15 protein-coding genes are annotated in these 12,758 nt (G+C 72.6%); 6 read left to right on the top strand and 9 right to left on the bottom strand.

Annotation, left to right across the window (positions count from 1 at the left end; translation table 11 throughout):
• Positions 1-4: 4 nt before the first annotated feature.
• Positions 5-562 carry a YbaK/EbsC family protein gene (locus tag ACGH7X_RS06500; protein WP_399882509.1) on the bottom strand — a complete coding sequence of 186 codons (558 nt, stop codon included), beginning with the start codon at positions 560-562 and terminating at the stop codon, positions 5-7.
• Positions 563-605: 43 nt separating this feature from the next.
• Positions 606-1,178 (bottom strand): helix-turn-helix domain-containing protein, encoded by a 573-nt coding sequence (locus ACGH7X_RS06505; protein WP_399882511.1) that lies wholly within the window; start codon positions 1,176-1,178, stop codon positions 606-608.
• A gap of 109 nt (positions 1,179-1,287) precedes the next feature.
• Between ACGH7X_RS06505 and ACGH7X_RS06510 the strand changes: the two genes are divergently transcribed.
• On the top strand, positions 1,288-2,145 hold the full coding sequence (locus ACGH7X_RS06510) for an EamA family transporter (protein ID WP_399882513.1): 858 nt from the start codon (positions 1,288-1,290) through the stop codon (positions 2,143-2,145).
• 25 nt (positions 2,146-2,170) lie between these two features.
• Here the strand turns inward: ACGH7X_RS06510 and ACGH7X_RS06515 are convergent, their stop codons facing one another.
• Positions 2,171-2,974 (bottom strand): acyltransferase, encoded by an 804-nt coding sequence (locus ACGH7X_RS06515; RefSeq protein WP_399882515.1) that lies wholly within the window; start codon positions 2,972-2,974, stop codon positions 2,171-2,173.
• A gap of 107 nt (positions 2,975-3,081) precedes the next feature.
• On the opposite strand from ACGH7X_RS06515, the gene ACGH7X_RS06520 reads away from it, so the two are divergent.
• The gene (locus tag ACGH7X_RS06520; RefSeq protein WP_399882517.1) at positions 3,082-3,618 is read left to right on the top strand and encodes a gamma carbonic anhydrase family protein; all 537 of its coding nucleotides are present in this window, start codon (positions 3,082-3,084) and stop codon (positions 3,616-3,618) included.
• A gap of 84 nt (positions 3,619-3,702) precedes the next feature.
• Here the strand turns inward: ACGH7X_RS06520 and ACGH7X_RS06525 are convergent, their stop codons facing one another.
• Complete coding sequence (locus ACGH7X_RS06525) at positions 3,703-4,338, bottom strand: DedA family protein (RefSeq protein ID WP_399882519.1); 636 nt, start codon at positions 4,336-4,338, stop codon at positions 3,703-3,705.
• 81 nt (positions 4,339-4,419) lie between these two features.
• Entirely contained in the window at positions 4,420-4,857 is a 438-nt protein-coding gene (locus tag ACGH7X_RS06530; protein ID WP_399896823.1) for a DUF4442 domain-containing protein, read from the bottom strand.
• A gap of 84 nt (positions 4,858-4,941) precedes the next feature.
• Between ACGH7X_RS06530 and ACGH7X_RS06535 the strand changes: the two genes are divergently transcribed.
• Both ACGH7X_RS06535 and ACGH7X_RS06540 read left to right on the top strand, forming a co-directional pair.
• Positions 4,942-5,892, top strand: a complete 951-nt coding sequence (locus ACGH7X_RS06535) for a hypothetical protein (RefSeq protein ID WP_399882521.1) — start codon at positions 4,942-4,944, stop codon at positions 5,890-5,892.
• Positions 5,893-5,996: 104 nt separating this feature from the next.
• Positions 5,997-7,016, top strand: a complete 1,020-nt coding sequence (locus ACGH7X_RS06540) for a hypothetical protein (RefSeq protein ID WP_399882523.1) — start codon at positions 5,997-5,999, stop codon at positions 7,014-7,016.
• Positions 7,017-7,063: 47 nt separating this feature from the next.
• Here ACGH7X_RS06540 and ACGH7X_RS06545 read toward each other — a convergent pair whose 3' ends face one another.
• From ACGH7X_RS06545 to ACGH7X_RS06555, 3 genes are all read right to left on the bottom strand, one after another.
• The gene (locus tag ACGH7X_RS06545) at positions 7,064-7,909 is read right to left on the bottom strand and encodes a spermidine synthase (protein ID WP_399882524.1); all 846 of its coding nucleotides are present in this window, start codon (positions 7,907-7,909) and stop codon (positions 7,064-7,066) included.
• Positions 7,910-7,949: 40 nt separating this feature from the next.
• On the bottom strand, positions 7,950-9,128 hold the full coding sequence (tuf, locus tag ACGH7X_RS06550) for an elongation factor Tu (protein WP_399882526.1): 1,179 nt from the start codon (positions 9,126-9,128) through the stop codon (positions 7,950-7,952).
• 283 nt (positions 9,129-9,411) lie between these two features.
• On the bottom strand, positions 9,412-10,134 hold the full coding sequence (locus ACGH7X_RS06555; RefSeq protein ID WP_399882528.1) for a DNA alkylation repair protein: 723 nt from the start codon (positions 10,132-10,134) through the stop codon (positions 9,412-9,414).
• Positions 10,135-10,183: 49 nt separating this feature from the next.
• Here ACGH7X_RS06555 and ACGH7X_RS06560 point away from each other — a divergent pair, with 49 nt between their 5' ends.
• On the top strand, positions 10,184-10,972 hold the full coding sequence (locus tag ACGH7X_RS06560; RefSeq protein ID WP_399882530.1) for a TVP38/TMEM64 family protein: 789 nt from the start codon (positions 10,184-10,186) through the stop codon (positions 10,970-10,972).
• Between the two features lie 7 nt (positions 10,973-10,979).
• Here the strand turns inward: ACGH7X_RS06560 and ACGH7X_RS06565 are convergent, their stop codons facing one another.
• Positions 10,980-12,149 (bottom strand): thiolase family protein, encoded by a 1,170-nt coding sequence (locus ACGH7X_RS06565; protein WP_399882532.1) that lies wholly within the window; start codon positions 12,147-12,149, stop codon positions 10,980-10,982.
• A gap of 102 nt (positions 12,150-12,251) precedes the next feature.
• Between ACGH7X_RS06565 and ACGH7X_RS06570 the strand changes: the two genes are divergently transcribed.
• The gene (locus tag ACGH7X_RS06570; protein WP_399882534.1) at positions 12,252-12,725 is read left to right on the top strand and encodes a winged helix-turn-helix transcriptional regulator; all 474 of its coding nucleotides are present in this window, start codon (positions 12,252-12,254) and stop codon (positions 12,723-12,725) included.
• The last annotated feature ends 33 nt before the right edge of the window (positions 12,726-12,758 follow it).

The following is a 12,758-nucleotide window of genomic DNA, read 5'->3' on the forward strand; positions in this document are numbered from 1 at the left end:
GTGGTCAGGCGACGCCCAGCCCCTCCAGGACCTCGGCGCCGGGCAGCTGCGCGAAGGCCTTGCCGGGCACCAGCAGCTTGCCGCGCCGGCGCCCGCTGCCGACGAGGACGTACGGCAGGTCGACGACGGCCGAGTCCACGAGGACGGGCCAGTCGCCCGGGAGACCGAGCGGGGTGATGCCGCCGTACTCCATGCCGCTCTCGCCGGTGGCCGTGTCCATCGGGGCGAAGGATGCCTTGCGCGCCCCGAGGTGCCGGCGTACGACGCCGTTGACGTCGACCCGGGTGGTGGAGAGCACCACACAGGCGGCGAGCGTCGTGCCGCCGCCCCGCTTGCCGCTGACCACCACGCAGTTCGCGGACTGTTCGAGCAGCTCGCGGCCGTAGTGCTCGACGAAGGTGGCGGTGTCGGCCCATTCCGGTTCGGTGTCGACGTAGAGGATCTGGTCGGCGGGGACGGCGCCGCTCCAGTGGCGTACGGCGTCGGCGACCGGGCGGGTCAGTGCGTCGAGGCAGTCCGGGGCGGGCGTCGCGCTGTCGAAGTTCCCGATGGGTGCGTGCATGGCGGCACGCTAACAACTGCCGAGGCGGCGGAGAACGGCCGTCTCAGCGGACGGGCGGCACCGAAACCGCCATGATCATCTCCATCGGCCCGTCGCCCTCGTTGCCGTACGTGTGCGGGGTGTCGGACTCGAAGGAGGCGCTCGCGCCCGTCGGGACGCGGTGGGTCGCCCCGTCCACGGTGAGCGTCAGCTCCCCGACCGTCACGTGCACCAGCTCGACCGTGCCGGTCGGATGCGGGTCGGACGGGCTGCTCTCGCCCGGCATCAGCCGCCACTCCCACATCTCCAGCGGCCCCGGCGCCTCCACCCCGGCGAGCAGCCGGCTGTAGCTGCCGGCGTCGGTGTCCCAGAGCCGTACCGCCTGCTCGGCGGGGACGACGCGGACCGTGGGGCCCTGTTCCCAGTCGAGCAGGGTGGTGATGCTGACGCCGAGCGCGTCGCCGATCTTGACGACGGTGCCGAGGCTGGGGTTGGTGCGGGCCTGCTCGATCTGGATGAGCATGCCGCGACTGACACCGGCGCGGGCGGCCAGCGTCTCCAGGGTGAAGCCGCGCTCGGTGCGCCAGCGCTTGACGTTGCGCGCCAGGGACTGGGTCAGCAGGTCGAGGTCCGCCACATTCCATCCATTGACTTGTACATTATTTTAGATGACACGGTGCAATGCGTTGAACTATGGTCTGCTGCACCTGAAGGTCCACCGAACTGTACTGCGAGGCGACCGGATCATGACAGCGCTGTTCGCCCTGGCCACCAGCCTCCTGTGGGGCATGGCCGACTTCGGCGGCGGAGTCCTGACCCGGCGCCTGCCCGCGCTCACCGTGGTCGTGGTCTCCCAGTCGATCGCGGTCGTCGTCCTCGGCGCGATCGTGGCCGCGACCGGCGCGTGGAGCGAGGCGTCCCCCCTCCTGTGGTTCGCCGTCGGCGCCGGGCTGGTCGGGCCGGTGGCGATGCTCGCCTTCTACAAGGCGCTCGCCCTGGGCCCGATGGGTGTCGTCTCGCCCCTCGGCTCACTGGGCGTGGCCGTCCCGGTCACCGTGGGCCTGGCCCTGGGCGAGCGCCCCGGGCTGCCGCAGTTCGCCGGCATCCTGGTCGCCGTCGCGGGGGTCGTGCTGGCCGGCGGCCCGCAGCTGCGGGGTGCGCCGGTCCAGCGGCGGGCCGTCGCCCTCACGCTGGTCGCGGCGTTCGGCTTCGGAGCGGTCATGGCCCTCATCGCGGAGGCGTCGACCACGCTCACCGGTCTCTTCCTCGCCCTCTTCGTCCAGCGCGTCACCAACGTCACCGCGGGCGGCCTGGCGCTGTGGGCGTCCGTCCGGCGCGGCACCCCCGCGCTGCCCGAGCAGGGACTGGCCTGGCGCACGCTGCCGGCGCTGGCCTTCGTCGGACTCGCCGACGTCGCGGCGAACGGCACGTACTCGGTCGCCGCCCAGCACGGCCCGGTCACGGTGGCCGCCGTGCTGGCCTCCCTCTACCCGGTGGTGACCGCGCTGGCCGCACGCGGGTTCCTCAGCGAACGGCTGCGTGCCGTGCAGGCGGCGGGGGCGGGCCTCGCCCTGGTGGGCACGCTGCTGCTGGCCACGGGCTGAGCCCCGGGCCGGGACTGCCGCCCGCTCAGCTCTCCGTGGCCGGTTCCGGGAGCCTGCCCGCCGCCGGCGCCGGGTCGTCCAGCTCGGCCAGCCGGGCCACCGTCTCGTCGTCCAGCCTCGACAGCTCCGTCAGCTGTCCCGGCGTGACCCCGTCGGGAATCGGCACCGGCGCCGGGGTCCGCAGCGGCGGCTGCCAGCCCTCCGCGGGCGTCCAGCGCCGTACGACGCGGGCGGGGGCGCCGGCCACCACGGCGTGGTCGGGGACCGTGCCCCGGACCACCGCGCCGGCGGCCACGACCACGTTCCGGCCGATCCGCGCGCCGGGCAGGATCACCGCGCCGGTGCCGATCCAGCAGCCGGAGCCGATCTCCACCGGGTCCATCCGCGGCCACTGCTTGCCGATGGGCTGGTGCGGGTCGTCGTAGGAGTGGTTGGTGGAGGTGACGTAGACGTACGGGCCGAAGTAGCAGTCGCTGCCGATGGTGACGGTGGTGTCCGCGATGACGTGGCTGCCGCGGCCGAGGACGACTCCGTCGCCGATGCGCAGGATCGGCTCGGGCCCGAGGTCGAGGTCGGGCATGAGCCCCGCGGTCAGGGTGACCTGCTCGCCGATGATGCAGTGGGCGCCGACGTGGATCCAGGGTTCCCCGAAGACCGTGCCGAGCGGGAAGGCGAGCCGGGTGCCCGTGCCCAGGGCGCCGAAGCGGAAGCGGCCGGGGTGCGCCGCGGTGACGGAACCGGTGCGCTGCACCCAGGCCCAGCCCGCGTGGACGGCCCGCTGCGCGAGGCGGCTCCGCCAGGACGAGAACGTGTTCTTGCGCTTGGGCACCCGCTCACGGTAGTCCGCGCGCGGTGCGCCCTGGTCCGCGCCGTGCTGTGATCTTCACCCCACCGGGTGGCGTACGGTGCCGTACACCACCCGAGCAGGAGGCGAAGATGACGCAGAAGGCGCTGATCACGGGTATCGGCGGCAAGAACCCGAAGGTGGACGCGGAGGCGTTCGTGGCGCCGACGTCCTCGGTCGTCGGGGACGTGACACTGCACGCTGGGGCGAGCGTCTGGTACGGCGCGGTGCTGCGCGGCGACGTCGAGCGGATCTCCGTCGGGGCGGACAGCAACGTCCAGGACAACTGCACCCTCCACGCCGACCCCGGCTTCCCGGTGACCGTCGGCGAGCGCGTCTCCATCGGGCACAACGCCGTGGTGCACGGCGCGACCGTCGAGGACGACTGCCTGATCGGCATGGGCGCCACCGTGCTCAACGGCGCGGTGATCGGCGCCGGTTCCCTGGTCGCGGCCCAGGCGCTGGTCCCGCAGGGCATGCGGGTGCCGCCGGGCTCGCTGGTCGCGGGGGTGCCGGCGAAGGTGAGGCGGGAGCTGACGGAGGAGGAGCGTCAGGGGGTCACGCTCAACGGCACGGTGTACGCGGCGCTGGCCGGGCAGCATCGGGAGGCGATGGGGGAGGTTCTGTGATCAGCCGTCCGCGGCTTGTGGGGGTTGCTCGCGCCGGCGCGGCGGAGCCGCGGATCGACACGGCCCCGCGCCCCTGCGGGGCGTCTACTCCCCGGCGGTGACCGGCTGCGCCTCCGCCTGGGCCTTGCCCGCCTTGCGCTTGACGATCAGCATGGAGGCGATGCCGATGACGACCGCCAGCACGAGGCCCAGCCATGAGAAGCGCTTGAGCCAGGACTCGGCGACGACGCCGACGTAGTAGATCACGGCGGTGGTGCCGCCGGCCCAGACGATGCCGCCGAGCACGTTGGCGATCAGGAACTTCCAGTACGGCATGCGCAGCACACCGGCCAGCGGGCCCGCGAAGATGCGCAGCAGGGCGACGAAGCGGCCGAAGAACACGGCCCACATGCCCCACTTCTGGAAGGACCGCTCGGCGGTGGCGACGTGCCCCTCGCTGAAGTGTCTGGGGAACTTTCTGCCCAGCCAGGCCAGCAGGGGCCGACCGCCCTTGCGGCCGATGGCGTATCCGATGGAGTCGCCGATCACCGCACCCGCGGTGGCGCACACGCCGAGGACCACCGGGTCGATCCCGCCGTGCTGCGACGACAGCAGGGCCGCCGACACCAGGATGATCTCGCCGGGCAACGGGATGCCGAGGCTCTCCAGACCGATGACCAGTGCGACGACGGCGTAGACGGCCGCCGCGGGCACCGTGTCGAGCCATTCCTGGACGTGCAACGCCCCATCCTCCGCTTCGCGTGCCTGTTCCCGGTGCGCCTCGTTCGAGGCGCACCGGGAAGCGTACCGGGTCGGCGGACGTCAGCCGCCCGGACGCAGGGTCCATATGACGGTCATCTCACCGGTCACGGCACCGTCCTCGCGCTGGATGGCGACGCCGACCGGGAACTCGGGGCGGCTGCCCGCGTCCAGTTCGGCGACGACCTCGGCGACCGGGCGGCCGAGCGTCGCCGTGGCGGTGACCGGGCCGAGGGCGATCTTCTTGAAGGCGATCTCGGCGGAGACGGGCAGCGGCACCGCCCGGGAGAGCTGGTCGCCGAAGGCGGCCAGCACGATCGCGCCGCTGGCCGACTCGCCCAGCGTGAACATGGCTCCGGCGTGCGGTCCCCCGACGTGGTTGCGGTACTCGCTCTGGTCCGGCAGGGCCAGGACGGCCTTCTCCGGAGTGGTCTCCAGGTACTCGAGGTTCAGGGTCCGGACCATCGGCACCGTGGCGGCGAGCAACTCGCCGATCGACATCTGATCTGCGTTCATGGCGGCAGGTTACCCGCGAGTAGCATCCAGGGCCAGGCACCCGGGAAGATCGCCGTATGCTGTGCGCCCATGTGGCCAGGAGAGCAGTCATCCACCGGCGGACCGGACCCGCGGCAGCCCAACCCGTACCAGCAGCCCGGCTACCAGCAGCAGCCGTACGCGGGACAGCGGCAGCCCGCGCCCTGGAACGCCCCCACGGTCACGTCCGGTGGACCGGCGGGCGGACCGCCCGGCCGGGGAACCGGCAACGGCCGCACGAAGGTGGTGGCGATCGTCGCCGCCTCCGCCGTGGTGGTCGCCGCCGCCGTGACCGGTGCCGTCCTCCTGGGCGGCGGCGAGGACGACGGGGCCCGCCCCGGCCCCACCGCCTCCTCCCCGGCCTCCCCCGCCGACGACCCGCGCGGCGGTGACGACGCCCCGCGGCCCACCGTCGAGGGCTGGACCCTCGTGGCCAACCCCGATCAGGGCATCGCCTTCGACGTACCGGCCTCCTGGGCAGCGCAGTCGCGCGACTGGGTCACCTACGTCGCCGAGGACGACGACCCCGACGAGAAGCCCCTGGTCGGCATGAAGGCCCCCGCCGTCCTGAAGGAGAAGTGGTGCGGGTCGGACGGCGACCGGGACGGCTCGGTGGACTACACGCCCCTGGCCAGTGCGGGCACCCGCGGCAACAACGGCGCGCGGAGCACCGAGGAGATCGCCCGGAAGGACTCCGCGACCTGGGTCTACGGGGCCTTCACCCAGCCGGACCGGGACAAGGTCTCGACGGGACCGGTGACGTCCTTCACCACCGCCTCCGGCATCGAGGGCAGCGTGGCCACCTCCCGGTCGTCCGGGGTGGCGAAGAAGGGCAAGTGCGACGTGAACGGCAAGGCGACCACCTTCGCCTTCAAGTCCGCCGACGGCGACCTCGTCTCCTGGTCGTTCTTCGGCGCCGCCGACGTCGCCGACGAGGTGCCCGACGCCACCGTCCGCAAGATTCTGGCCACCGTCAGGGAGTACACCCCGGCGGACTCCTGAGGAGGCGATGTGCCCCCGGAGCGACGAACCTCCCCCACTTCGGTACGTCCCTGACAAGGCCCGGTGACCGAATCGTGTCCTGGACGGCATTAGGGTGACTGCTCATGTGGCCAGGACAGCAGCCGCCCGGGGGCGAGCAGAACCCGCAGGACAATCCGTACCAGCAGCCGGGGTACCAGCAGCCGAATCCCTATCAGCAGCCCGGCTACCAGCAGCAGCCCGGCACGTACGGGCAGCAGCAGTGGGGCGCTCCGCAGCCCGCCGGGGCTCCACAGCCCCCGCCGGGCCGGGGCGGCGGGGGCAACCGGACGAAGCTGGTCGCGATCATCGCGTCCCTCGCGGTGGTGGTGGCCGCCGGTGTCACCGGGTTCCTGGTGCTCGGCGGTGACAAGGACGACAAGGCGGACGACGGCAAGGGCAAGAAGCCGTCCGCGAGCGCGCCCGCGAAGAAGTCCCAAACCCCCTCCACCGACCCGAGCGCGTCCGGCTCCGACGAGAACCCGCGCGGCGGCGAGGGGGCGAAGGCCACCGTCGACGGCTGGAAGGTCGTCGCCAACCCGCGCTTCGGCACGATCTTCGACGTGCCCGCGGACTGGGAGCTCGACAGCACCGACACCAGCGTCGGTTTCGAGTGGGAAGAGGACGGCAAGACCGACCGCACCACCGTCACCGCCCCGGCCTATCTGAAGTCCGAGTGGTGCACGACCGACGAGAACAAGGACGGCCGCAAGGAGAGCACCGCCCTCGCCACCACGGGTACCCGCGGTGAGAGCGGCGCCAAGACCACCGACCAGGCGGCCGAGACGCGGGTGCCGTGGTGGATCTACGGCGGTTTCACCGAGCCGGACAAGAAGGCCGTCAAGTACGGCAAGCCGAAGGCGTACACCACCGCGTCCGGCATCAAGGGCAGCGTCATCACGGCCCACTCGGAGGGCGCGAAGAAGAAGGGGAAGTGCGACACCGAGGGCAAGGCGATCACCTTCGCGTTCAAGAACAGCGCGGGCGACTTCGTCACCTGGAACCTCTACGGCGCCAAGGGCGTCGACGAGGAGGTCCCGGAGGCGACGATCCAGAAGATCCTCAGCACCGTGCGTCTCACCGAGGAACCGCCGACCGAGTCGTAGTCGCACCGGGGCCCGGCGGTGTCCGCCGGGCCGCACCCGCCCGCCGCTCAGCCGATGCCGAACGCGCCGGCGGGCGGCTCGGGCGACGGTACGGCGTCCTCGTCGCGCACCGGCCGGGCGTCGCCGATGAAGTCCCGCAGGGCGGGCCCGTGCTCGACCCGGGCCGGGAAGGCGTCGGCGGCGGTGCGCCGGGCCAGCGTCGCCGTGTCCAGGGGCCGGTGCGCGGCGACGAGGACCGCGTTGCCGAAGCGCCGCCCCCGCAGCACCCCGGGTTCGGCGATGAGCGCCAGTGCCTCGAAGCACGCGGCGAACCCGGCCAGTTGGCCGCGCAGGAAGCCGAACGGCGCCGCGTCGGCCAGGTTGGCCACGTACACGCCGTCGGCGCGCAGGACCCGTGCGGTCTCGCGCGCGTAGGCGACGGAGGTCAGGTGCGCTGGCACGCGTGAGCCCCCGAAGACATCGGCGACCAGTACGTCGGCCGAGTCGGCGGGTGCGTTCTCCAGCCAGGCGCGGGCATCGGCGCCGTGCGCGGTGATGCCCGCGTCCCGGGGCAGCGGCAGGTGCTCGGCGATCAGGTCGAGCAGCCCCCGGTCGGCCTCCACGACGTCCTGTCGCGAGCCGGGCCGGGTGGCCGCCAGGTACCGGGGCAGGGTGAACGCTCCGCCGCCCAGGTGCAGTACGTCCAGCGCCCGCCCCGGCTCGGCGACGGTGTCCAGGACGTGGCCGAGCCGGCGCGTGTACTCGAACTCCAGGTGCGCCGGCTCGTCCAGGTCGACGTACGACTGCGGGGCCCCGTCGACGGTGAGCAGCCATGCCCGACGCCGGTCGACGTCGGGCATGAGCTTGGCGGTGCCGTGGTCGGTGTCGCGGCTGACGGGTATGGCTTCGTTCACCCGCCCCATTGTGCCAAGCGCCTCGCGCCCGTCACCGGCCTCAGCCGACGGCGGTCACGGTCCCCGCGCCCACGGTGCGCCCGCCCTCGCGAATGGCGAATCCGAGTCCGGGCTCCAGTGGCATGTCCCGGCCCAGCTCCACGGTCATCGTGACCGTGTCCCCGGGCCGGGCGACGGCCGTCTCGCCGAGGTCCACGTCGCCGACCACGTCCGCGGTGCGGATGTAGAACTGCGGCCGGTATCCGGTGGCGAGTGGCGTCGATCGTCCGCCCTCGCGCGCCGACAGCACGTACACCCGTGCCGTGAAGCGCCGCGCGGGCACGACGCTGCCGGGCGCGGCGACCACGTGCCCCCGGCGCACCGTGTCGCGGGCGACCCCGCGCAGCAGCAGCGCCACGTTGTCCCCGGCCTGCGCCTCCTGCATCGGCTTGCCGAAGGTCTCCAGGCCGGTGACGACCGTGTCGACCGACGCCCCGAGCACCTCGACCCGGTCGCCGACGCGGACGGTGCCGCGCTCGACGGCTCCGGTGACGACGGTGCCCCGGCCGGTGATGGTGAGCACGTTCTCCACCGACAGCAGGAACGGCGCGTCCAGGTACCGCTCGGGCATGGGCACGTACGTGTCCACGGCGTCGAGCAGCGCCTGCACGGAGGCCGTCCACCTCGGGTCGCCCTCCAGTGCCTTGAGTCCCGAGACCCGTACGACGGGCACGGCGTCGCCGCCGTAGCCGTGCGCGGTGAGCAGCTCGCGGACCTCCAGCTCCACGAGGTCGGTCAGCTCCTCGTCCCCGGCGTCCGCCTTGTTGAGCGCGACCACGATGTGGTCGACGCCCACCTGCCGGGCGAGCAGCACGTGTTCGGCGGTCTGCGGCATGATCCCGTCCAGCGCGGACACGACGAGGATCGCCCCGTCGAGCTGGGCGGCGCCGGTGACCATGTTCTTGACGTAGTCGGCGTGGCCCGGCATGTCGACGTGGGCGTAGTGCCGGGTGTCGGTCTCGTACTCGACGTGCGCGATGTTGATGGTGATGCCGCGCGCCGCCTCCTCCGGGGCACGGTCGATGCGGTCGAACGAGACGTACCGGGTGGTGCTGCCGGCGCCGCGCTCGGCGAGGACCTTGGTGATGGCGGCGGTCAGGGTGGTCTTGCCGTGGTCGACATGGCCCATCGTGCCGATGTTCAGATGCGGTTTGGTGCGGACGTACGCCGTCTTGGACATGGCGGTACCTCGAAGCCTCGTGGCGGTGTTGGGGACCCCTGGGGCCGGCCGACCCTCCCCCTGCGGGGTCCGCCGGACGATCCGGGGAGGGTCAGCTTCGGGCGCCGTCGACTGCGGCCGTCACGGCCTTGAAGAAGGGAACGGCAGCCTTCGGGGCATCCGCGACCGCGGATGCTGCGAGGTGGAAGGCGTACCGGAACATGACGCCGATCCTTGCCGACGCGTCGTCCCACGTCGAATGGTTTTTGAGGGAACGGGAGTTCGAGAACCGTGGCGTCCCGCGCTACGGGCCGATGGTCCGCAGTGCCTCCCGCACGGACAGCGGGGCCAGGCGTGTCCGGTGCTCGGCCACGAAGGCGCGTACGGCGTCCGGGGCGGTCTTGGCGTACTCGCGCAGGCACCAGCCGATGGCCTTGCGGACGAAGAAGTCGCCGTGGTCCGACTGGCGCAGGCAGTAGCCGAAGAGGCGGTCGGTGTCGGTGCGTTCCCTGTAGCGCAGTTGGTGCAGCAGCGCCGCGCGGACCAGCCAGAGGTCCTCGTCCCCGATCCAGGCGTCCATGTCGGCCGTCAGGCCGCGGTCGGCCGTGACCAGCGCTCCGACGACGTGCGCGGCGAGTAGGTCGACGGTGTCCCACCAGGGCACCGTGGTGAGCAGGTGGCGGACCACGGGCAGGAATCCGGAAGAGCAATGCGTCACATGCCGGCGCAGGAAGTCGACGGCGAAGTAGTGGTACTCGCGCTCGGGCAGCCGCCAGCAACGCAGCGCGATCGCCGTGCAGTCCGACTCGCTGGGGCGGGGCACGCCCTCCAGCACGGTGCGGGACAGGGCACGGCGAACGGGCGAGGTCAGGCCCAGGAAGGGCGCCACGTCCCTCATGTACGCCCGGATCTCGACGGCGCGTTCGGGATCGGCCTCGGCGGCGTACACGACGGTGAGCCGCTCCAGCACGGTGTCGGCGAGCGGGCTGTGCGGCGCGGCCGGAATTCCCCTGGCTGTGACGCTCATGAGACGCACCATACGGCGATCACACACATTTGTCGGTTAGTGTCACCGGATGCTCGATGCCACCACCCGCTCTGGGGGCACCGCCACGGTCTCTCCCCGGACCGCCGCGACGGAGCTCGCCGTCGCCACCGCCGCCGGGCCGGTCCCGCCGGTCGCACCGACCGGCTTCGCCGCCCGCGTGACGCGAGTGCTGCTCTCTCCGTGGTCGCGGCTCTCGCTGCTCGTCGCCCTGCTGGCCTCGGCCGCGACGGCGGTGGTGCTGTTCCAGCCGCAGCAGTTGCTGACGAACGGGTGGCCGCCTCAACTCGGCGGAGCCGCGGCCGCTCTCGCCTACGCGGTGGCGTACGGGCTGTGCACGGTCGCCTTCGTGCCGCGTCCGCTGCTCAACCTGGCCGCGGGCGCCCTGTTCGGCTCGCAGCTGGGCCTCGCCTCCGCGCTGGCGGGGACGGTGCTCGGCGCCGGAATCGCCTTCTGCCTCGGCCGGGTGCTCGGCCAGGAGGCGTTGCGCCCGCTGCTGCGGGGCAAGTGGCTGAAGGCCGCGGACGGGCAGCTCAGCAGGCATGGTTTCCGCTCGATGCTGGCCGCGCGGCTGTTCCCCGGGGTGCCGTTCGCCGCCGCCAACTACTGCGCCGCCGTGTCCCGCATGGGCCTGCTGCCCTTCCTGCTGGCGACGGGTCTCGGATCGATCCCCAACACCGCCGCCTACGTCGTCGCCGGTGCCCGCGCCTCGACGCCGACCTCGCCTGCCTTCCTGATCGCGCTGGCCTGCATCGCCCTGCCGGGGCTCGCGGGCGCCGTGGTGGCCTGGCGCAAGCGGCACCGGCTGCGCGGGCTCTGACGAGGCGTCACACCGCTTCCAGGATCATGGCGTTGGCGAGTCCGCCCGCCTCGCACATGGTCTGCAGCGCGTAGCGGGCGCCGCGTTCGTGCAGGGCGTGGACGAGGGTGGTGGTCAGCCGGGTGCCGCTCGCACCGAGCGGATGGCCCAGCGCTATGGCCCCGCCGTGCACGTTGACCTTGTCGAGGTCGGCGCCGGTCTCCTGCTGCCAGGCCAGCACGACGCTCGCGAAGGCCTCGTTGACCTCGAACAGGTCGATGTCGCCCAGGGAGAGCGACGCCCTGCGCAGCACCTTCTCGGTGGCCGGGACGACGCCGGTCAGCATCAGGAGCGGGTCGGAGCCGGTGACGGCGAAGCTGTGCAGCCGGGCGAGCGGACGCAGGCCGAGGCGGGCCGCGGTCTCGCTCGAGGTGATCAGCACGGCCGAGGCGCCGTCGTTGACCGGGCTCGCGTTGCCCGCGGTGACGTTCCACTCGATCTGCGGGAACCGCTGCGCGAAGGCCGGGTCGTGGTAGGCGGGCCGCAGGCCGGCGAGGATCTCGACGCTGCTGCCCGGCCGTACGCACTCGTCGCGCGCCACGCCGTCCAGGGGTGCGATCTCCGCGTCGAAGCGTCCGGTGTCCCAGGCGGTGGCGGCCTTGTGGTGGGAGGCGACGGCGAAGGCGTCCATCCGCTCCCGGGTGAGCGACCACTTGGCGGCGATCAGCTCGGCGCCGATGCCCTGCGGGACGAGCCCCTCCGGGTAGCGGGCGGCGACGCCCGGCCCGAAGGGGTCCTTGCCGGGCGGCACGTTCGACCACATCGGCACGCGGCTCATCGACTCGACCCCGCAGGCGACGACGAGGTCGTACGCCCCGGCCATGACGCCCTGCGCGGCGAAGTGGACGGCCTGCTGGGAGGAGCCGCACTGGCGGTCCACTGTGGTCGCGGGGACGGACTCGGGCAGGCCCGCCGACAGCAGGGCGTAGCGGGTGGTGTTCATGGCCTGCTCGCCGACCTGGTCGACGGTGCCTCCGATGACGTCGTCGATGAGCGCCGGGTCGACGCCGGACCGCTCGACGAGGGTGCGCAGCGTGTGCGCGAGGAGTTCCACGGGGTGGACGTGGGCGAGGGCTCCGTTCGGCTTGCCCTTGCCCATGGGGGTGCGTACGGCTTCGACGACGACTGCGTCACGCATGGCGGGGCCCTCCGGCTGCCGGCGACTACCAGTGAGTAGGAAATCTGGACTCACCATAGCCTTGCGAGTTGGAAAAACAAACCCTCCCCTAGAGTGGATGCCATGGCCGCCGCCCCCAAGAACCCGCGTCCCTGCTCGATCGCCGACACCCTGGCGCTCGTCGGCGAGAAGTACTCCCTGCTCGTCCTGCGCGAGGTCTGCCTCGGCAACGGCCGTTTCGACCAGCTCGTGCGCAACACCGGCGCCCCGCGCGACGTCCTCGCCACCCGGCTGCGGCGGCTCGTCGAGGCGGGGATCCTGGTCAAGCAGCCGTACAGCGAGCGCCCGCAGCGCTTCGAGTACCGGCCGACCCGCGCGGGACTGGAGCTGGAACCGGTCCTGATGACCCTCATGGCCTGGGGCGACCGGCACCTGCGAGCGGAAGACGACCGCCCCATGGTGATCGAGCACGTCTGCGGCCACGAACTGGTCCCACAGGTCACCTGCCCGGCCTGCGGCGACACCGTCCGGCACGAAGACCTGACCGCTCATCCGCAGGCCCCCGGCTGGACGGTGACGGGCCCCGCGGCGGCGTAGGAGCCGCTCCACCCCTGTCGCCTGGACTTCATT

Origin of the sequence: Streptomyces sp. BBFR51 (assembly GCF_044591655.1) — a bacterium.
Lineage (GTDB): Bacteria > Actinomycetota > Actinomycetes > Streptomycetales > Streptomycetaceae > Streptomyces.

Coding starts and splice junctions, on each gene's coding strand:
- ACGH7X_RS06555 (WP_399882528.1), bottom strand. CDS start 10,134: ATGAGCGTCACAGCCAGGGGAATTCCGGCCGCGCCGCACAGCCCGCTC.
- ACGH7X_RS06530 (WP_399896823.1), bottom strand. CDS start 4,857: ATGTCGATCGGCGAGTTGCTCGCCGCCACGGTGCCGATGGTCCGGACC.
- ACGH7X_RS06500 (WP_399882509.1), bottom strand. CDS start 562: ATGCACGCACCCATCGGGAACTTCGACAGCGCGACGCCCGCCCCGGAC.
- ACGH7X_RS06565 (WP_399882532.1), bottom strand. CDS start 12,149: ATGCGTGACGCAGTCGTCGTCGAAGCCGTACGCACCCCCATGGGCAAG.
- ACGH7X_RS06570 (WP_399882534.1), top strand. CDS start 12,252: ATGGCCGCCGCCCCCAAGAACCCGCGTCCCTGCTCGATCGCCGACACC.
- ACGH7X_RS06520 (WP_399882517.1), top strand. CDS start 3,082: ATGACGCAGAAGGCGCTGATCACGGGTATCGGCGGCAAGAACCCGAAG.
- ACGH7X_RS06535 (WP_399882521.1), top strand. CDS start 4,942: ATGTGGCCAGGAGAGCAGTCATCCACCGGCGGACCGGACCCGCGGCAG.
- tuf (WP_399882526.1), bottom strand. CDS start 9,128: ATGTCCAAGACGGCGTACGTCCGCACCAAACCGCATCTGAACATCGGC.
- ACGH7X_RS06510 (WP_399882513.1), top strand. CDS start 1,288: ATGACAGCGCTGTTCGCCCTGGCCACCAGCCTCCTGTGGGGCATGGCC.
- ACGH7X_RS06560 (WP_399882530.1), top strand. CDS start 10,184: ATGCTCGATGCCACCACCCGCTCTGGGGGCACCGCCACGGTCTCTCCC.
- ACGH7X_RS06540 (WP_399882523.1), top strand. CDS start 5,997: ATGTGGCCAGGACAGCAGCCGCCCGGGGGCGAGCAGAACCCGCAGGAC.